Origin of the sequence: Streptomyces sp. NBC_01508, assembly GCF_045040315.1 — a bacterium.
In the GTDB taxonomy this organism is placed as follows: domain Bacteria; phylum Actinomycetota; class Actinomycetes; order Streptomycetales; family Streptomycetaceae; genus Streptomyces.
Window position 1 is genome coordinate 1121241 of sequence record NZ_CP109419.1, and the last position, 17930, is coordinate 1139170.

The 17930-nt window shown below is 71.7% G+C and carries 18 protein-coding genes; 8 read left to right on the forward strand and 10 right to left on the reverse strand.

The window, feature by feature from the left end; translation table 11 throughout:
- Positions 1–346 precede the first annotated feature (346 nt).
- Both OG700_RS05050 and OG700_RS05055 read left to right on the forward strand, forming a co-directional pair.
- Positions 347–2149: an AMP-dependent synthetase/ligase gene (locus OG700_RS05050; RefSeq protein ID WP_405609471.1), complete on the forward strand. Its 1803-nt coding sequence runs from the start codon at positions 347–349 to the stop codon at positions 2147–2149.
- A gap of 122 nt (positions 2150–2271) precedes the next feature.
- Positions 2272–3111 carry an aldo/keto reductase gene (locus tag OG700_RS05055; protein ID WP_405609474.1) on the forward strand — a complete coding sequence of 280 codons (840 nt, stop codon included), beginning with the start codon at positions 2272–2274 and terminating at the stop codon, positions 3109–3111.
- 18 nt (positions 3112–3129) lie between these two features.
- Here OG700_RS05055 and OG700_RS05060 read toward each other — a convergent pair whose 3' ends face one another.
- From OG700_RS05060 to OG700_RS05075, 4 genes are all read right to left on the reverse strand, one after another.
- Positions 3130–4080 carry an AraC family transcriptional regulator gene (locus OG700_RS05060; protein ID WP_405609477.1) on the reverse strand — a complete coding sequence of 317 codons (951 nt, stop codon included), beginning with the start codon at positions 4078–4080 and terminating at the stop codon, positions 3130–3132.
- A 76-nt stretch (positions 4081–4156) separates the two neighbouring features.
- Positions 4157–4459, reverse strand: coding sequence for a 4a-hydroxytetrahydrobiopterin dehydratase (locus tag OG700_RS05065; protein ID WP_405609480.1), 303 nt, complete (start codon positions 4457–4459; stop codon positions 4157–4159).
- Positions 4460–4593: 134 nt separating this feature from the next.
- A complete protein-coding gene (locus OG700_RS05070) occupies positions 4594–5583 on the reverse strand; it encodes a LamG-like jellyroll fold domain-containing protein (protein ID WP_405609483.1) in 990 nt (329 codons plus the stop codon).
- Positions 5573–6973 carry a PQQ-dependent sugar dehydrogenase gene (locus tag OG700_RS05075; RefSeq protein ID WP_405609486.1) on the reverse strand — a complete coding sequence of 467 codons (1401 nt, stop codon included), beginning with the start codon at positions 6971–6973 and terminating at the stop codon, positions 5573–5575. Before OG700_RS05075 ends, OG700_RS05070 begins: the two co-directional genes overlap by 11 nt.
- Before the next feature lie 341 nt (positions 6974–7314).
- Here OG700_RS05075 and OG700_RS05080 point away from each other — a divergent pair, with 341 nt between their 5' ends.
- The gene (locus OG700_RS05080; RefSeq protein ID WP_405609489.1) at positions 7315–7935 is read left to right on the forward strand and encodes an LAETG motif-containing sortase-dependent surface protein; all 621 of its coding nucleotides are present in this window, start codon (positions 7315–7317) and stop codon (positions 7933–7935) included.
- A gap of 133 nt (positions 7936–8068) precedes the next feature.
- Here the strand turns inward: OG700_RS05080 and OG700_RS05085 are convergent, their stop codons facing one another.
- The 4 genes from OG700_RS05085 to OG700_RS05100 all read right to left on the reverse strand — a co-directional run bounded on the left by OG700_RS05085 (position 8069) and on the right by OG700_RS05100 (position 11350).
- On the reverse strand, positions 8069–8614 hold the full coding sequence (locus tag OG700_RS05085) for a bacterioferritin (protein ID WP_405609492.1): 546 nt from the start codon (positions 8612–8614) through the stop codon (positions 8069–8071).
- A 67-nt stretch (positions 8615–8681) separates the two neighbouring features.
- Positions 8682–8972 carry a DUF5133 domain-containing protein gene (locus tag OG700_RS05090; protein ID WP_405609495.1) on the reverse strand — a complete coding sequence of 97 codons (291 nt, stop codon included), beginning with the start codon at positions 8970–8972 and terminating at the stop codon, positions 8682–8684.
- A 221-nt stretch (positions 8973–9193) separates the two neighbouring features.
- Positions 9194–9376: a CsbD family protein gene (locus tag OG700_RS05095; protein WP_405609498.1), complete on the reverse strand. Its 183-nt coding sequence runs from the start codon at positions 9374–9376 to the stop codon at positions 9194–9196.
- 129 nt (positions 9377–9505) lie between these two features.
- Entirely contained in the window at positions 9506–11350 is a 1845-nt protein-coding gene (locus tag OG700_RS05100) for a transketolase (RefSeq protein WP_405609501.1), read from the reverse strand.
- A gap of 225 nt (positions 11351–11575) precedes the next feature.
- Between OG700_RS05100 and OG700_RS05105 the strand changes: the two genes are divergently transcribed.
- From OG700_RS05105 to OG700_RS05115, 3 genes are all read left to right on the forward strand, one after another.
- On the forward strand, positions 11576–12403 hold the full coding sequence (locus OG700_RS05105; RefSeq protein WP_405609504.1) for a helix-turn-helix domain-containing protein: 828 nt from the start codon (positions 11576–11578) through the stop codon (positions 12401–12403).
- A 150-nt stretch (positions 12404–12553) separates the two neighbouring features.
- Positions 12554–12919, forward strand: coding sequence for a hypothetical protein (locus OG700_RS05110; protein ID WP_405609507.1), 366 nt, complete (start codon positions 12554–12556; stop codon positions 12917–12919).
- 73 nt (positions 12920–12992) lie between these two features.
- On the forward strand, positions 12993–13169 hold the full coding sequence (locus OG700_RS05115) for a hypothetical protein (RefSeq protein WP_405609510.1): 177 nt from the start codon (positions 12993–12995) through the stop codon (positions 13167–13169).
- A gap of 242 nt (positions 13170–13411) precedes the next feature.
- Here OG700_RS05115 and OG700_RS05120 read toward each other — a convergent pair whose 3' ends face one another.
- Both OG700_RS05120 and OG700_RS05125 read right to left on the reverse strand, forming a co-directional pair.
- The gene (locus tag OG700_RS05120) at positions 13412–15574 is read right to left on the reverse strand and encodes a phage holin family protein (protein WP_405609513.1); all 2163 of its coding nucleotides are present in this window, start codon (positions 15572–15574) and stop codon (positions 13412–13414) included.
- A gap of 180 nt (positions 15575–15754) precedes the next feature.
- Positions 15755–16159 carry a hypothetical protein gene (locus OG700_RS05125; protein WP_405609516.1) on the reverse strand — a complete coding sequence of 135 codons (405 nt, stop codon included), beginning with the start codon at positions 16157–16159 and terminating at the stop codon, positions 15755–15757.
- A gap of 251 nt (positions 16160–16410) precedes the next feature.
- Between OG700_RS05125 and OG700_RS05130 the strand changes: the two genes are divergently transcribed.
- Positions 16411–17202 carry an MBL fold metallo-hydrolase gene (locus OG700_RS05130; RefSeq protein WP_405609518.1) on the forward strand — a complete coding sequence of 264 codons (792 nt, stop codon included), beginning with the start codon at positions 16411–16413 and terminating at the stop codon, positions 17200–17202.
- Between the two features lie 11 nt (positions 17203–17213).
- Positions 17214–17924, forward strand: coding sequence for a DedA family protein (locus tag OG700_RS05135; RefSeq protein ID WP_405609521.1), 711 nt, complete (start codon positions 17214–17216; stop codon positions 17922–17924).
- Positions 17925–17930: the final 6 nt, after the last annotated feature.

A 17930-nucleotide genomic window follows, 5' to 3' on the forward strand; every position in this document is an offset into this window, starting at 1 on the left:
GCTCCGCCCCACACATCTCACCTGTCACAGGTGACACGGCGTCGGTCCACGACGGAAACCCGCCAGGGCGGTGCGCTGGTACAGGCCAAGTCCCGGCCCTCCGGCCGGGGGCGTAATCGCACCGTACAGATTCGGTGGAGATTCACTCCAAGCACACTTACTCTACGGTCAGAAGACCGTCCCCGGCCTCTCCCCGGAACCTCGTTCCGGCCTCTGACCTGGAGCGATGCAACGAGGTACGCCTTCCGTCCGCGCCCTGCCGCCCGACTGTCCCCTGGGGTACCGTCACGGCGCCGTGCGGAGCGCCACAAGGAGCAGGTCATTGCGCGAGTTCACTGTCCGACCCATGGCGTCCGCTCCCCATGTGGGTGGGCTGGCGGACGTCGTATTCGATCATGCGCTGGACGATCCCGACCGCGTCGCGCTCGGGCACAAGGGCGGCCCCGACGGCGTGTGGCGGGACGTGAGTTCGGCCGGCTTCCGCGATGAGGTGCTGGCTCTGGCGAAGGGGTTGCTGGCGCACGGTGTCCGGTTCGGCGACCGGGTCGCGATCATGTGCCGTACCCGGTACGAGTGGACGGTCTTCGACTTCGCGCTGTGGTCGATCGGCGCCCAGTCCGTGCCGGTCTACCCGACGTCGTCCGCCGAGCAGGTCTACTGGATGCTGTACGACGCCGAGGTGTCGGCCTGCGTGGTCGAGCACGAGGACCACGCGATGACCGTCGGCTCGGTGATCGACCGGCTCCCCCACCTCAAGCGGCTGTGGCAGCTGGACGCGGGCGCCGTCGCCGAACTGACCGCCGCCGGCGCCGAGATCGACGACGAGGTGGTGCACCGGCACTGCCGGGCGGTGACTCCCGACTCCACGGCCACGGTCATCTACACCTCGGGCACCACCGGACGCCCCAAGGGCTGTGTGATCACGCACGCGAACTTCATGTTCGAGACGGACACGATGATCGCCCGCTGGGAGCCGGTCTTCCACTCCAAGCGCGGCGACGAGGCGTCGACGCTGCTCTTCCTGCCCCTCGCGCACGTCTTCGGCCGCATGGTCGAGATCGCCGCGATCCGGGGGCGGGTGAAGCTCGGCCACCAGCCGGTGATGCGGGCGGCCGAACTGCTGCCGGATCTGGCCGCGTTCCGGCCGAGCTTCATCCTGGCCGTGCCGTACATCTTCGAGAAGATCTTCCACGCCGCGCGCCGAAAGGCCGAGCGGGACGGGCGGACGGGGCCGTTCGACAAGGCCGTGGATGTGGCGGTGAAGCACGCGGAGGCCATGGAGGACAAGGCGTTCGGGCTCGGCCCCGGCCCGTCGGCGGGGCTGCGGATCCAGCACCAGTTCTTCGAGAAGGCCGTGTACTCCAAGGTGCGCGACGCGATGGGCGGCCGGGTGCGGCACGCGATGTCGGGCGGCTCGGGCATGGACCGGCGGCTCGGCCTCTTCTTCGAGGGCGCGGGCGTCACGGTGTTCGAGGGCTACGGCCTGACGGAGTCCAGCGCGGCGGCGACGGCCAACCCGCCGGAGCGCACCCACTACGGGACGGTCGGCCAACCCATTCCCGGGACCACGGTGCACATCGCGAAGGACGGCGAGGTGTGGCTGCACGGCGGGCACATCTTCAGCGGCTATCTCAACGACCCGAAGGCCACCGACGCCGTCCTGCGGGACGGCTGGCTCGCCACGGGCGACCTCGGCGCGCTCGACGAGGACGGGTATCTGACCATCACCGGGCGGAAGAAGGAGATCCTGGTGACGTCGGGCGGCAAGAGCGTGTCGCCGGCCGTCCTGGAGGAGCGCGTACGGGCCCATCCGCTGGTCGCGCAGTGCATCGTCGTCGGCAACGACCGGCCGCACATCGCCGCGCTGGTGACCGTCGACCAGGAGGCCGTCGAGCACTGGCTCGCGATGCGGGGCAAACCGCGGCTGCGGCCGGTGGACCTGGTGCGCGACCCGGATCTGGAGCTGGAGGTCCGTCGCGCGGTGGTGGCGGCCAACACGCTGGTGTCGCAGGCCGAGTCGATCCGTACGTTCCGGATCCTGGCGCATCCCTTCAGCGAGGAGCGCGGGCTGCTGACACCGTCGCTGAAGCTCAAGCGCAAGGCGATCGAGACGGCGTACACGGTCGAGGTGGACGCGCTCTACCGGTGACCGGGGATGCGGGGCGGGGCGGGGCGGGTGGCTGGGCGCGGGTGGGCGGGTGTGGGAATGCGGGCGCGTCCGCGTACGTTGAGCCCCCGAGAATCAACCGACGACGTAAGGATCGACCGCACGTGAGTATGGCCCCCTCCCTCACCCTCAACAACGGCGTCGAAATGCCCCAATTGGGGTTCGGTGTCTGGCAGGTCCCCGACGACGAGGCGGCGCGGGCGGTCGGCACGGCCCTGGAGGTCGGCTACCGCAGCATCGACACGGCAGCGATTTACGGGAACGAAGAGGGCACGGGCAAGGCGATCGGCGCCTCCGGGATCGCCCGCGAAGACCTCTTCGTCACCACCAAGTTGTGGAACAGCAAGAAGGAGACGTGGACGCGCGACAGCGTCCTGCGCGCGTTCGACACGTCCCTGTCGAAGCTCGGTCTCGACCACGTCGACCTGTATCTGATCCACTGGCCGCGCGCCGTGCGCGACGACTACCTCACCATCTGGCGCGCGTTCGAGGAGATCGCCGAGAGCGGCCGGTCGAGGGCGATCGGCGTGTCCAACTTCCAGCCCGCGCATCTGCGGCGGCTGCTGGACGAGACGTCGGTCGTGCCCGCGGTCAACCAGGTGGAGCTGCACCCGCTGCTTCAGCAGACCGAGGTGCGTGCCGTCAACGCCGAGCACGGCATCACGACGGAGGCCTGGTCGCCGCTGGGCTCCGGCAAGGGGCTGCTTGAGGTCCCGACGGTGCTGGCGATCGCCCACAAGCACGAGCGGACCGCCGCGCAGATCGTGCTCCGCTGGCACCTTCAGCTGGGCAATGTGGTGATCCCGAAGTCCGTGACGCCGTCGCGGATCAAGGAGAACTTCGAGCCGTTCGGCTTCGAACTGGACGCGGAGGACCTGGCGGCGCTCACGGCGCTGGACTCCGGGACCCGGCTGGGCCTGGACCCGGACACGTTCGACAGCTGAGGCGTGCGCGGCCCTCGGTCACCGGACGGGCCTGACACCCGTCCGGTGTTCCTGCGGGCTGATGCCCCGTACCCGCTTGAAGGCAGCGCTCAGCGCGTACGAGCCGCCGTAGCCGACCTGTCGGGCGATCGACTCGACCGTGGCGTCCGTCTCGCGCAGCCGGTCGGCGGCCAACGAGAGCCGCCAGTCGGCGAGATACGCCATCGGGGACTCACCCACCAGCGCGGTGAAACGGCGGGCGAGCGCCGCGCGGGAGACCCCGCACCTCGCGGCGAGCGACGCGACCGTCCAGGGATGTGCCGGCTCGTTCTGGAGCAGCCGGAGCGCCCGGCCCACCACCGGGTCGCCCATCGCCCGGTACCAGCCGGGCGCCGCCGCGTCGGGGCGGGAGAACCAGGTCCGCAGCACACCGATCAGCAGCAGGTCGAGCACCCGGTCGAGCACCACGCTCTGGCCGGGGTCGTCCCGTGACATCTCGTCGTCCAGGACCGGCAGCAGCGGACAGTCCCAGGCGTCGGCGGGCAGGTGGAGCACGTCGGGCAGCGCGTCGAGCAGCCGCCGGCTGACCTCGCCGTCCATCTGGTAGGTGCCGACGAGCACCGTCGACGACCCGTCGGGGGCGTTGCCCCAGGTCCGTACGCCCAGCCGCATGGACTGCGCGAGAGGTTCGCCGTGCGGGGTGTGGCAGGTGCCGCCGGGACCGATGACGGCCTGCGGCGCGCTGCCGGGAGCGTCGGTGACGGTGTACGCCTCCGGGCCACCCCGCACCACCGCGATGTCGCCGGGGCGCAGCAGGACGGGCGCCGTGCCCGAACCGTGTACGAGCCACGCCTCGCCATGGGTGACGCACATCAGGCACAGGGGGGCGTGGTCCTCGATCCGCAGGGACCACGGCGGTTCCATCACCATGCGCAGCAGGAAGGCCCCTCGGGCGCGGGGTCCGTCGAGAAGTCCGGCGAGTGCGTCCATAACGGCCAGATTAGACGCGCCGAAGGTGGCCCCGGGCGCGGGCCGTACCGTCGTACCGTCGCCGCCGTACCGCGTCTCAGCGCGCGCCGTGTGTGGGCGCGATCTCCTCGACCCGGGCGGCCAGATCGAAATCGCGCTCGGTGATGCCGCCCACGTCGTGCGAGTTCACCGCCAGGTCCACGGTGTTGTAGCCGAGGGTGAGATCGGAGTGGTGGTTCAGCTCCTCCTGGATCCGCGCGATGTGCACGACCATCGCCGTCGCGGCGAAGTGGTCGGCGAGACGGTAGCTGCGGGTGATCCTGCCGTCCTCGGCGGACCATTCGGGCAGCACCGCGAGCCGGTCGTCGATCTCCTGCGGTGTCAGCGATTCCTTCGCCATGGGGCACTCCTTACGAGGTCCGCCGGGAGCCGGCCCTCGCCGGTTCGGAAGGGGGCGTCGCCGGACGGGCCTCCCCGGCCCGTCCGGCGATTCGGCCCGTCCGGCGATCAAGGACAGCGCCCCCTACCGGCCCATTATCCTCGCGTCCGCCGGTACTGCGACATGATCTCGGCGGGCGTGAGCGCCCGGTCGAAGAACATCAGGTCGTCCATCCGGCAGTCGCAGGGATTGCCCTCCTGGGTGTTCTGCGGATAGCTGCCGCCGATCTTGATGCCGCGCGGATCGGTGGGTGAGGCGGCGTCGGGTTCCGGTGGCCCCGCCACCTCCCACGGGTCGCCCGCCACGATGTGCCGGCCGGGCAGCGCGCGGCCGTCGCGGTACAGCGCCATCGTGCCGGTGTCGAAGTCGAACGTCGCGGCGAGGGACACCCAGGTGTCGGGCGGCAGGATCCGCCGCCAGTCGGCGTCGGCGGCGAAGGTCTGTGAACTCCCGCCGTCCAGGCGGCGGCCGAGCGCGACGACCTTCATCTCCCCCTCGACCGTGATGAGTTCGAGCAGGGCGCGTACGTCGTGGCCCTGCGAGGTGCCCGAGAGGATCCCGGCGAGGCCGATCGCTTGGTAACGGTCGTCCGGATCAGGGGTGTTGGAGTTCGGCGCGGGGTTGTTGTCGCCGGACATCCGGAACCAGCCCATGACGGTGGTCTGCCGCGCGCCGTTGAAGGCGCGCAGGGTCGGCACCCGCTGCGGGCCGTACACGCCGGCCTTCCAGTCGTCACTACTCGCCGTCGCGGGCGAGATCTGGCGTGTCCGCAGGACGCGGCCGGGCCGCTCGTCGTCCGTCACCCGCGAGCGGGCGCCGCCGTTGACGAGTTCGATGGTGGTGCCCGACCGGCCCCGGTCCCGCTCGCGGGCGCGGTCACCGGGGACGGGGTGCTCGAAGTCGTACGCGGCGACCGGGCGCGGCGGGTGCGCGGGCCTGCCCGGAGCCCCGTCCGGCGAAGACCCGGCCGATGAAGGCCCGCCCGACGAAGACCCGGCCGCCGGGGCGAAGCCCGTGACCAGGAGCGTCGCCGCCAGCGCGAGGGCAAGGGCGAGACGGCCACGCCCCGTCGTGTCAGCGCGCACCGGTCACCTTCCAGATCTTGCCGTTGGCCTTCGCGAGCACGTACAGCTCACCCGCGCGGTCCGTGCCGAACCGGAGGTCGACCCGCTCGTCCCCGGCCAGCTCCGCCATCGAGGTCGTCGCGCCCGCCGCGTCGAGAACCTTGAACTGGTGGACCTCGGCGAGCGGCCCGCCACGGCGCATGTCCGCCACCTCGGAGTAGAAGATCCGGCCGCCGACGCCCTCGCCGTAGACGTACTTGCCCCGCAACTCGGGGATCTTCGCGCCCCGGTAGACGAAGCCGCCGATCAGCGCGTTGCCGCTGTCGGCGCACGGGGTGTCCGGCGGCGGCACGTGGTCGAAGGCCGCGACCGGGTAGGTGTAGCCGTACTGCCCGTCGTTGTCCGGCAGTTGGTAGACGCCACAGGTCGGATTGCCCTCCTTGCGGTACTCGAAGGGTCCCTCGCGATCGCTCCAGCCGAGGTTGTCACCGGCCCTGACGTCGTACACGGACTCGATGCGGTGCTCACCGATGTTCCCGACGAACAGCTGACCGGTGCCGCCCGAGTCCCAGCTGAACCGGTGCGGGTCGCGGAAGCCGTACGCGTAGATCTCGCCGAGCGCGTGCTGCCGGTGCACGAAGGGGTTCGACGCCGGGATGCCGTACTTGCCGCCGGGTCCGTTGTCGCCGCGCGGGTCGATGCGCAGGATCTTGCCCTGCGGTACGTACAGATCCTGCGGCACCGAACTCCGCCAGCCGGCTCCACCGTCGCCGGCCGCGATGTAGAGCAGCCCGTAATCCTTGTCCCCGGGGCGGGCGTTGGGGTTGAAGTTGATCTCCTGGATGTCGTGGATGGTGCTCTGGAAGCCGAGCCGCATCACCTCGCGGCGCGAGCCGGTGAAGGTCGCGGCGGCCGGGTCGTCGGCCGTCCACTCCGTGACGACGCTGTGGACGACGGTGACTCCGCCGGACGGCAGGTCCGGACGCTTGGCGGTGAGCGCGCCCCGGGCCTCGGTGTGGACGGTGTAGAACCGGCCGTTGTCGGCGAACCGCGGGTGGAACGCGACGAATCCGAAGCCGCTGCCGAGCCCTTGGTGGGACCAGAAGTCGGGGCCGACGGCGGCGCCGACGTCCAGATACTCGGTGGGCGTGCCCGCCCCGTTCACCAGGTGCAGCTTGCCGTTGAGGTCGGGGACGTACAACCGGCCCGATCCGTCGGGGACTTCACCGACGAAGTTGATCCGGGCCCAGCGCTTCAGCCGGTCGTCGGTCGGCGGCGGTACCGGTTCCGACTTGGGGAGCGTCGAGAACTCGTCAAGAACCAGGCCAATTTTGGAGAGTGTCGGATCGGGCAGTGGATCGGCGATCGGGCCGTCCTCACGAGCGGCTGCCGGTGGCACGAAGAGCGCCATCAGCAACACCCCCGCCGCAATGGCCAGTCGGCTTCTCCCTGTTGTTCCGGACTTGGGCATCCCGCTCACCTCATCCGCTCGGACGGTGCGGCTCGGACGGTGCGAGTCCGACCCGCGCAGAAAGCGCTTCCTACGAAGCATCTGCGCCAAGTTACAAACGAGACAAGGGCGCGGCAAGGGGCTCGGAGCAAGCAAAGTGGCGTGCGTAGCACCGTCATTCGGGCACACCAGCCCCATGGGACGGTCAAGTCAGCAGGGGTGCGTGCGGAGTCGGGCCCGAATGACGGTACTGTGCGCGCCGCGCCGCCATCCGGCCGGCGCGGTTCCCGCGGAGGATTTCAGTGACTGTATTCAACAGATCGTGGCGACGCCCCGGGGCGCTCGTGACGGTCGCGGCGGCGGGTGCGCTCGGCGTGGGCCTCTTCGTCGCCCCGGCGGTGGCGCACACCCCGGCCTGGGCCGTGACCTGCTCGGAGGTGAGCGTCGATCTCGTCAACTACACCGCCGACAAAGAGAACACGGTGACCCTGACGGTCGACGGCAAGGACCTGCTGCCCACCGAGAAGTTCGGCGGCGAATACCACAAGAAGATCGAACTGCCCGAGCACACCGAGGAACTGACCCTCCATCTGGTGGTGGAGGACGGTTCGGGCAACGACGGTTCGCTCGACGACACCAAGACCGCGCCGGTCTGTGAAGGCAACGAGCCTGGGCCTGAGCCGTCGACGACGCCTCCGGACGAGCCCACGCCCACGCCGCCGGCGGAGGAGCCGAAGCCGGAGCCGAGCAAGACGACTGCCGCCGCCGTGCCGTCGTCGCAGCCGAGCCCCGCCGGTGACAACCTCGCCGAGACGGGTTCCTCCAGCACCACCCCGCTGATCGCGGGCGCCGCGGCCGTCATTCTCGTCGCCGGTGCGGGCATCACGTGGGCCGCGCGCAAGCGCCGCACCGTGGGTAACTGACCCTCCGCGCAACCGCTGGACGACTGCGCGCAGCGCGTTCGTCCTCAAGCGCCGGACGGGCTTCTTGAGCCCGTCCGGCGCTTGAGGACACCACACATGCCCGTCCGGCGCTTGAGGACACCACACGTGCCCGTCAGGACTTGGCACTGCCCGGAAGCCGCTCCAGCAGGCTTCGCAGGTCGTCCGCGTGCTCCTCCTCCTGCGCGAGCAGATCCTCGAAGACCCGGCGCGTGGTGGGGTCGCCGGTCCCGAGCCACTGCGCGATCTCCGTGTAGGAGGCGATGGCCACCCGCTCGGCAACCAGATCCTCCTTGATCATCTCGATCAGGTCCAGGCTCGCGTCGTACTGCGCGTGCGAGCGCTCGGTCAGGGTCTCCGGATTGAAGTCGGGCTCGCCGCCGAGCTGCACGATCCGCTCGGCCAGCTTGTCCGCGTGCGCCTGCTCCTCCCCCGCGTGCTCCAGGAATTCGGCGGCGACCGGCTCCGCGTACAGCCCCGTCGCGGTGTAGTAGTGCCGCTTGTAGCGCAGGGTGCAGACGATCTCGGTGGCCAGCGCCTCGTTCAGGACCTGGATGACGCGCCCGACATCCGCCCCGTAGGCGTCCGTCACCGGACCTTTCTCGATCTCCTTGCGCGCACGCTCGCGAATCGTCTCGATGTCGGTGAGGAATTCGGCCATGACCGTTCACACCCTTTCTCTCCGGCTGCTGTTGATGTCGACGGCGCCCGGTGTTGCCGACGGGACCTCAGAATTCCCCGGCGCGGGAGATCTCCGCCGCCTTGCGCGTCTCGGTGGCTCCGCGCGCCCGCGCCGCCCGGTGCCGGTGCCGGTGGCTTCGGCCGAGATACGACTCCGCCGCGCGGATCGCCTCATGGGCGGTGCGGTGTCCCATCAGTACGCACAGGGTGTAGGCGACATCGTCCAGCCGTCGCCGTCGCACCGGGTTGTGCGGCTCCTGGAGGACCAACTGCTCCCAGGTCCGGTAGCGGCGCAGAAGCTGGGCGAGCCCGGCCTTGTCCGGCAGAAGCATGCTCATCTCCCGATTCCCGAAGCGATTCCCGAAGCGATTCCCGGCGCGATCACCGACGTGATCCACCGAAGTCGGCCCGGATGACCGGGCGGAGCAAAAGACCCTTGTGACCCGCCTCCCCCGCCGCGTATGTCCGCGCATGCCCGGACATACGCGGCGGGGCGCGGCCCGCCGGGGCGTGTGCGACACGCTCCGGGGCCGCGCCCTCGCCGTGCGCACGGCGGGAATCAGCTGTCGCGCGACTTCTTGGCCCGCTCGGCGGCGTTCGCCGCCTTCTCGCGGGCCTTGCCCATCATGTTCTGGCCCCGGCCCTCGGCCTGGAGGCCCTTGTCGTCGGTGGCCCGGCCCGCGGCCTCCTTGGCCTTTCCGGTGACCTGCTTGGCCTTGGCCTTCGCCTTGGACTTGCTCATGGCTGGGTGTTCCTCTCGCGACAGGGGGCGACAGCCCGACAGAAAGCTGTCCGGTCCGTCCACACTGCGCCGATCACCGAACGTCCGCAAACCGACACATTCCGTGTCCGGGAGTCGGCGGCCGGTCCGTCAGCGCACCACGGCGGTGCCCGTCAGGAGCTTCACCGCGGCGGCGATCGAATCGGCGTCGATGCCGGCGGCGCGCAGCTGCTGGTCGGGCGTCGCGGACCCCGGCATGTTCCGTACGCCGAGCCGCACCAGCCGAGGCGCCGGCCGGCCGTCGGAGAACACCTCGGCGACGGCGTCGCCGATGCCGCCCTGCGGGTGGTGATCCTCCACCGTGATCAGACAGCCGGTGTCGGCCGCGGCGGCCTGGAGGGTGACCTCGTCGGCCGGCTTGACCGAGTACAGGTCGACCACCCGGACCGTGATGCCCTCGGCGGCCAGCAGGTCCGCGGCCTTGAGGCACTCGTGGACGGTGATCCCGGAGCCGACGAGCGTCATCCGGTCGTCGATGGTGTGCCGCAGCACCTTGCTGCCGCCGACCGGGAACTGCTCGTCGGGGCCGTAGATGACCGGTGTCTTCCCGCGCATCGTGCGCAGATAGCTGACGCCCTCCAGTTCGGCCATCGCGGCGACGAGCCGGGTCGTCTGGTTCGCGTCGCACGGCTGGAGCACCGTACTGCCGTGCAGGGCACGGAACATGGCGAGGTCTTCGAGGCCCATCTGGGAGGGCCCGTCCTGGCCGATGGAGACGCCGGCGTGCGAGCCGACGACGCTGATCGACGCGCGGCTGACCGTGGCCATCCGCAGGAAGTCGTGGGCGCGGGTCAGGAAGGCCGCGAAGGTGGAGGCGTACGGGATCAGACCGCCGGCCTGCATGCCGACGGCGGCGGCGACCAGCTGCTGCTCGGCGATGTACAGCTCGAAGTAGCGCTCGGGGTGCTCCTTCGCGAAGAACTCGGTACGGGTCGAGTCGCCTACCTCGCCGTCCAGCGCCACGATGTCGCTCCGGGCGGAGCCGAGCGCGGTCAGGGTCTGCCCGTACGCGTCACGGGTGGCGATCGCGTCGCCCACGTCGAAGCGCGGCAGGTTCAGATGGCCGACCTCGGGGCGCCCGGCGTCGGCCGCCGAGTCGGGCTTGCGCACCTCGACCCGCAGGGAGCGCCGGCCGCCCAGCTCCTCGATGGCCGCCGCCGCGTCCGGCAGGGGCTTGCCGTGAAAGCCCTCCTTGTCCTCGACGGCGGCGACTCCCCGGCCCTTCCTGGTGGCGGCGATGATCGCCGTCGGCTCCCCGACGGTGGAGAGCGCCTCGTTGTAGGCCGCCTCGATCGCGTCGATGTCATGGCCGTCGACCTCGATGGTGTGCCAGCCGAAGGCGTGCAGCCTTCGGCTGTACGCGCCGAGGTCGCGCCCGTGGCGGGTGGGGCCGCGCTGGCCGAGCCGGTTCACGTCGACGATCATCGTCAGTGAGTCGAGACGCTGGTATCCGGCGTGCTCGGCGGCCTCCCAGATCGACCCCTCGGCCATCTCGCTGTCGCCGCAGAGCACCCACACCCGGTACGGGACCTTGGCCAGCCGCTGCCCGGCGAGCGCCATGCCGACGCCCACCGGCAGACCCTGCCCGAGCGAGCCGGTCGCGACGTCCACCCAGGGCAGCCGGGGCGTCGGGTGGCCTTCGAGCCGGCTGCCTTCCCGGCGGTAGGTGCGGAACTCCGACTCGTCCACGGCGCCGGCCGCGAGATACATGGAGTACAGCAGGGGTGAGGCGTGCCCCTTGGAGAAGATCAGCCGGTCGTTCCCCGGGTGGTCGGGCCGGTCGAAGTCGTACGTGAGGTGATTGGCCAGCAGTACGGCGGCGAGATCGGCCGCGGACATCGACGAGGTCGGGTGTCCGGAACCCGCCGTGTCGGCGACACGGACCGAGTCGACCCTGAGTTGCTGCGCCAGTTCTGAAAGCAGTTCGCTACGCATGTCACTCCTCGACGGATACGACCGGATACGACCGGGTGCGGCCGGGCGGGCGGTGGACCTCCCGGCCTTCCCGGTGCCCGGGAGGCCGGGTGCCCGGGTGCGACGGCGGCACACGGGTGACGCGCCGGGTTCCACCCGTTACCCACCAGATTGCCCCACCTGTGAGGAGCCCGCAGAACGCCGGGCCCGGAGCGGGTGCCGTCGCGGTCCGGCTACCGTCCACGTATGACATCTCGAACGCCGGGGACCGGGGTAGGGCCACTGCTCAGAGGCTGGCGTGAACAGCGCCGGATCAGTCAGCTGGAGCTGGCCCTGCGCGCCGACTCGTCCGCCCGGCACATCAGCTTCGTGGAGACGGGCAGGTCCCGGCCGAGCGAGGCGATGGTCCTGCGGCTGTCGGAGCATTTGGACGTACCGGTCCGGGAACGCAACACCCTGCTGCTGGCGGCCGGCTACGCGCCGCGGTTCACCGAGACCGCGATGGACGACCCGTCGATGGCGGTGGTGCGGGAGGGGCTGGAGCGGCTGCTGCGGGGGTACGAACCGTATCCGGCGCTCGTTGTCGACGGAACGTACACGCTGGTGGCGGCCAATCGGGGCCTCGCCCTGATCATGGAAGGCGTGCCCGAGCACCTGCTGGCCCCGCCGGTGAACGCGATGCGGGTCATGCTGCACCCGGAAGGGGCCGCGCCGCGCATCCGCAACTTCCGGCAGTGGCGCGGTCACCTGCTGCACCAGATGGAGCGGCAGATCGCGCTCGCCCGGTCCGATGAACTGCGCGAGCTGTACGAGGAGGTCGCCGCGTACCCGCCGCCGGAGGGCGTGGACGACCGCGCGGACGGGGCCGCGGACGCCGAAGAGGCGGCGGCCTTCGCGCTGGGGAACTTCGCCCTGCCGCTGCGGATCGAGCACGGGAACCAGACCCTGACCTTCCTGTCGTCCATCTCGACGTTCAACACACCGATGGACGTGACGGTCGCCGAGCTGGCGATCGAGACGTTCCTGCCGGCCGATCCCGCGACGGCGAAGTACCTCATGTCGGCGGTGGGCTGAGGGCAGGGCGCGGACGCCGCCCCCCGGCGGCTGAGGACAGAGCTGCACAGGTCGGCGTAACGCGCGTCCCCCGGGCGAGCGGTTCTCGGCCTCCCGGCGCGCACGGCGGCGTTCGCGGGCACAGGATGCACGATCAGGAGGTCGTGCCGCGTGAACAGCACCCCGGAACCGCGCAGCGCCCGGCCCGCCGCGGCGGGCCGTCACCCCGTGTGCGTCGTCGTGCTCCTGGTGCTGTTCGCCCTCCTTGGGATGTCGCTCGACCCGTGCGCCTCGGCCGCACGCGGCACGGAACCCCGGCCGGCCGCGTCGACACCGCCCGAGCCCGCGGGAGAAGGGCACCATGACACGGCGATGGCGGCGCAGCCCGCGCCGGCCAGGACCGGGCGCGGCGGGGCGGGCCCGCGTGCCGGGAGCGACCGTGGGGCGTCGCGCCCTCCGTACGGAGGGGCCGTCGCCCCGTCGGGGAACGGACCCGCCGGACCACCGCCCGCCCGCTGTGTGGTGCTGCGCTGCTGAGAGGTCCGGCACACCTCCGTGCCCGTCGACCCCATCAGCCGGTCAACCCCCATCGCACCGCGAGGACACAGCCATGCCCATCGACCCCTTCGCCGTACTCAACGCCTTGCTGCGCGCCGAAGCGGCACGCTCCACCGAGCACGAGGCCAAGGCCCCGACGACCGCCCGCACCGTACCCACCGCGGCCGCGCCCGGCCCCGCCACGGTCCGGGCCACCGAGCCGCGCCGGGACGGACACGACCAGGCCTAGGGCGTGTTGCGAAAGTAGCGCCGTCCGCCCGAAGGGCGGGGCCGACGGCGTCCGGTGCGTGCGATCGCAAGGAGGCCGGAAGTCCTTGTGGCGGAGCTACCAGGGCTTGTGGCCGACGCGGCGAGCGTGCGTGCGGGGCGGCGCGCCGGGGCAGAGCTTGCCGGGAGGGGCACTGGCTCTCGGCCTCGGTCGCCGGACGGGCCGCATGGGTGGCCCGTCCGGCGACCGAGGAGACCCGGCCCTCAGGCTCCCTCGGGGCTCGGCTCCGTCTCCTCGCGCTCCTCCCGCTCCTCCCGCTCCTCGCGGGGCACGGCGCGCGTGGCGGGCGTCTGACCGAGGGGCACCTGCGGTCCCAGGCCGTCGTACAGCCAGCGCTTCAGCACCCCGTGGACCTGTTCCGCGCCCACCAGCTCACCGTCCCCGGGGACGGGCGCGGGCAGGGTCAGGGGCGACAGCAGGAAGGCGTTGGACTGCTCCCCGCCGAGCCCTCCGTGGGAGCCGATCTGCTCCTCGAACGCGTGCACCCGGCCCGTCGCCGGGTCGTACATCGAATTGACCATGATGTCCGCGACATGCGGGAAGGTGTCGGTGCGCCGGACCGCGTCGGCGGCGCCCGGCCCCATCGTGGCCAGCAGCCCCGTGTCGTCCAGCTTGGCGACGGGGATCTCCGCCCCTGCGGGGCCGAGCACCACGGAGCCGTTCGCCTCGCTCCGTACGAGGAGGAAGCCGATGCCCGGATGGTTGGCGAGGGTCCGCAGCAGCGCGGGGTGACGTTCGTCTATCTGTTCGCGGCTCATCCGCTCCGGGACGTCCGGGAAGGAGATCAGCCCCAGATTCCCCGAGGCGAGCACGATCGGGTCGGAGCCCCGCGCCGACCGCTTCTCGTCACCGGCCCCGTCCTCGTCGCCGACCTCGACGGGGCGGTGGAGCGCCGTCCGTACGGCGTCACGGGCCGCGTCGCGCGCCTCGGCGCCGCTCTTGGTGCGCACCGCGCGGCGCGGCACGGGCAGCCCGCAGCCGGCCCGTACGAGATCCCGCAGCGTGAGCCCGTACACGCCCTGGAAGGTCTCGCCGGGGCTCTGGCCGTGGTCGGAGAGGAGCACGAGGCGGTACGAGCGCGGCGCGTGGTCGGCGACCTTGGCCAGCAGCGCGATCGAGCGGTCCAGCCGCCGCAGGACCCGTGTGGCGTCGCGGCTGTGCGGCCCCGAGTGGTGGGCGACCTCGTCGTAGGCGACGAGGTCGGCGTAGACGGCGGCGCGCCCGGCCAGCATGTCCCCTATCACCGCCGCGACCACGACGTCCCGCTCGACGACGGTCGCGAAGGCCCGGATGAACGGGTAGAGCCCGCCCCGGCCCACCCGCGGCCGGTCGCCGCGGATCCGTGCCCGCGTCGACTGGCCGATCTCGCGGCCGACCTCGGCGACGAAGGAGACGGCCGTACGGACGGCGTTGGCCGGGTCGGTGAAGTACGCGAAGTAGCCGGCCCGGGAGCGGGTGGCCCTGCCGCGCCGCGCGGCCATCGACAGGACGAGCGCGAGCTGGTCGGCGCCGCCGCTGAAGAGGTTGCCGCGGCTGGCGCCGTCGAGGGTGAGGAGTCCGCCGTCGCGGGTGTGCTCAACGGCCCTGCGCTGGAGTTCGGCGGCGCTGGCGGGCCGGTTGCTGACCATGATCCGCCCGCTCTCCTTCTCGTACCAGCGGAAGGCGGGGACATCGTGGTTGCTGCCGTGCAGGATGCCGAGCTGGCTGGCGCCGGTCTGGCTGGACCAGTCGGTGCGCCAGGGGGTGAGCCGGTGGGTGGGGCGCTCGCCGAGCCAGCCGGCGACGGTGGGCATGTGGCCGTCGGCGACGGCGTCGAGCAGCACCCGGTGTCCGACGCCGTCGAGTTGGAGGAAGAGCGTGCCGGGCGACGCCGTGTAGCCGCGGCGGACGCTGTTCTCGCCGCTACGGCGCCGGCGGCGTTCGGCGAGGCGCGAGAGCCTGCGCCGGTAGGCGTTGTCGTCGCGCACGGCGAGCGCGGTGGAGGTGGCCGACGCGACGGCGGACATGACGGCGGCGACCACGATCGCGTTCTCGGGGTTGGCGGCGCCCCCGCCGTCAGGGGTGAGTTTGAGCGCGACCAGCAGCAGTGAGCCGTTGAGGAAGAAGACCAGCAGGCCGAGCACCAGGGCGGGCACCAGCAGCAGGGCGCGGACCAGGAAGGGCCAGACGAGCGCGCTGAGCAGACCGAAGGCGCCCGCTCCCCAGGCGGCGGTGATCGCGGTCCTGGTGAGGCTGTCGTCGGCGCCCTGGAGCTGGAAGTCGGGCAGGATGCCGGCGAGCACCAGCATGGTCAGGGTGGAGACCGCCCATACGACGACCACCCGCACCGGGGCCGTGCCGGCCGTCCGCCATCGCCCCTTGAACACCGCGTCTTCACCTCACGTCCAGGGCCCGCACACGTCCACGGGCTCGCAGCACAGCCTGACACAGCGCGCGACGGGGCCGGTCCTCTTCAGGAGGCGGGGGCTCGGGGAGGGGGGCTCGGGGAGGCGGGGGCTCGGGGAGGCGGGGTACTGGAGAGGTGGGGGCTCGGGGGCGGGCGCGGGTCAGCAGCCGTCGTAGCCGGCGGTCGGCATGGAGAGCCTGCGGTGGACCTTGGCCTTGGACGTCGCGTCGTACGAAGGTTCGTCCATCCCCACGGTCTCCAGGGGGACGCCACGGCGCTCGCACTCGGCGTAGAAGGCGGGGACGGAGGCGAACGCCCGGTCGAGCACCCGTTCGTTGGGGACGACGAAGGCGTCGATCACACCGGCCTCGACGTCCATCCAGAGTCCGCAGTGGTCGGCGCGCATCCCGTAGAGAAGCAGCTGCCGCGTGACGACGTACCCCTTGTCGGCGGCCCAGCGCGCGCACATCGCCTGCTGGCCCCGGATGTCGACCAGGAACGGCTCGCGGTCGAGTTCTTCGAGCGGGGTGAGGCTGGCTATCGCCGCCACTCGTAAATCGCCCATGGTTCCGGCCCCCCGCTCAGCTGCACCCGACCGCTTCCCCGAAGCCGCCCCCTGTCCCCCGGTGTTCGACGACCCTACTCCGATCGCGCCTCCTTAAGGAGGCGCGTACCAGGCACGGGCGGGCGCATGGATGTGCCACGGGCGCACGCCCTCGGGCGCGCGGGAAGCACGGGAGCGAGCCATCGGCCGCCCGTCCGCCGCCTATCCGCCGTACGCTGAGAGCTGGATACGGACGGAGCTGAGGTCCCGCTTTGGGAAATGTCATCACCTGGTGGGGTCACGCCACGTGCACCGTCGAGGACTCCGGTGTCCGGGTGCTGACCGATCCCCTCTTCGCACGCCGGCTGGCGCATCTGCGCCGCAGGCGCGGTGACGTGCCGCCGCCGGAGGCCGCGGTCGCCGACGCCGTGCTCGTCTCGCATCTGCACTCCGACCATCTGCATCTGCCGTCGCTGGCGAAACTCGCGCCGGGCACCCGGCTGATCGTGCCGCGCGGCGCGCTGCGGGCGGTTCCCGGCCTGCGGCGGCTCGACGCCGTCAGACGGGCGGACGGTCTGCGGATCACCGAGGTGGACGCGGGCGACGAGGTGGAGATCGGGCCGCTGCGGGTACGGGCGGTGCCCGCGTACCACGACGGGCGCCGGCTGCCGGTGGGACCGCAGCGCTCCCCCGCGCTCGGCTATGTGATCAGCGGGGCGCGCCGGACGTACTTCGCGGGCGACACCGGGCTCTTCGACGAGATGGCGGACGTCGTGGGCACCGTCGATGTGGCGCTGCTGCCGGTGGGCGGCTGGGGGCCGCATCTGGGCCACGGCCATCTGAACGCCGACCGGGCGGCCGAGGCGCTGGCCCGGCTGGCGCCCGGCGCCGCGGTGCCGGTGCATTACGGCACGTTCTGGCCGATCGGCCTGGACGGGGTCAGACCGCACGAATTCCATTCGCCCGGCGACGAGTTCGTCCGCCAGGCGGCCCGGCGCGCGCCCGAAGTCGCCGTGCACCGGCTTCAGCACGGCGAGAGTGTGCGGCCGGGGGCCGACCTGTGATCGACCAGCTCATGAGTCAGCTGCCGTCGGAGTCGGCGCAGCAGGCCGTCACCTATCCGTCGCTGTTCCTGCTGGTGGCGCTGGGTGCACTGGTGCCGGTGGTACCGACGGGCGCCGTGGTGAGTTCGGCGGCCGTGGTCGCCTTCCATCAGACGGCGCCGCTCGCGCTGCTCTACATATTCGTGGTGGCGTCGTTCGCGGCGTTCCTCGGCGACATCTCGCTCTACTGGCTGGGGCGGCGGGGGGTCAACTCGAAGAACGGCTCGCGCTGGCTGGCGGCGCTGGAGCGGCGGGTCGCGGACGACACGCTCGACCAGGCGCAGCGCAAGCTGCGGGAGCACGGTGTGACGGTGCTGGTGCTGTCGCGGCTGGTGCCCGCGGGGCGGATACCGGTGATGCTGGCGTGCCTGCTCAGCAGGTGGTCGACGATGCGGTTCATCAAGGGCGCGCTGCCGGCGTGCCTGGCGTGGGCGGCGACGTACCAGCTGATCGGGATCCTCGGCGGTTCGCTCTTCAACGAGCCGTGGGAGGGCGTCGTCGCGGCGGTGGCGCTGACGGTATTGATCAGCGGCGGGCCGGCGGTGTGGCGCAGGCTGCGGGGGCAGGGGAAGGGCACGGGCGGCAAGGACACCGGCGGGAAGGACACGGCGAACGGCGGGAGCGCGCTGGACGGGCCGACGCCGGCGGACGGTCCGAGGGAGTCGGACGGGCACCAGGCGTGACAGCCG

Coding starts and splice junctions, on each gene's coding strand:
- OG700_RS05065 (WP_405609480.1), bottom strand. CDS start 4,459: ATGGCGAAGGAATCGCTGACACCGCAGGAGATCGACGACCGGCTCGCG.
- OG700_RS05060 (WP_405609477.1), bottom strand. CDS start 4,080: ATGGACGCACTCGCCGGACTTCTCGACGGACCCCGCGCCCGAGGGGCC.
- OG700_RS05095 (WP_405609498.1), bottom strand. CDS start 9,376: ATGAGCAAGTCCAAGGCGAAGGCCAAGGCCAAGCAGGTCACCGGAAAG.
- OG700_RS05125 (WP_405609516.1), bottom strand. CDS start 16,159: ATGGGCGATTTACGAGTGGCGGCGATAGCCAGCCTCACCCCGCTCGAA.
- OG700_RS05115 (WP_405609510.1), top strand. CDS start 12,993: ATGCCCATCGACCCCTTCGCCGTACTCAACGCCTTGCTGCGCGCCGAA.
- OG700_RS05050 (WP_405609471.1), top strand. CDS start 347: ATGGCGTCCGCTCCCCATGTGGGTGGGCTGGCGGACGTCGTATTCGAT.
- OG700_RS05135 (WP_405609521.1), top strand. CDS start 17,214: ATGAGTCAGCTGCCGTCGGAGTCGGCGCAGCAGGCCGTCACCTATCCG.
- OG700_RS05085 (WP_405609492.1), bottom strand. CDS start 8,614: ATGGCCGAATTCCTCACCGACATCGAGACGATTCGCGAGCGTGCGCGC.
- OG700_RS05105 (WP_405609504.1), top strand. CDS start 11,576: ATGACATCTCGAACGCCGGGGACCGGGGTAGGGCCACTGCTCAGAGGC.
- OG700_RS05075 (WP_405609486.1), bottom strand. CDS start 6,973: ATGGCGCTCTTCGTGCCACCGGCAGCCGCTCGTGAGGACGGCCCGATC.
- OG700_RS05100 (WP_405609501.1), bottom strand. CDS start 11,350: ATGCGTAGCGAACTGCTTTCAGAACTGGCGCAGCAACTCAGGGTCGAC.
- OG700_RS05090 (WP_405609495.1), bottom strand. CDS start 8,972: ATGAGCATGCTTCTGCCGGACAAGGCCGGGCTCGCCCAGCTTCTGCGC.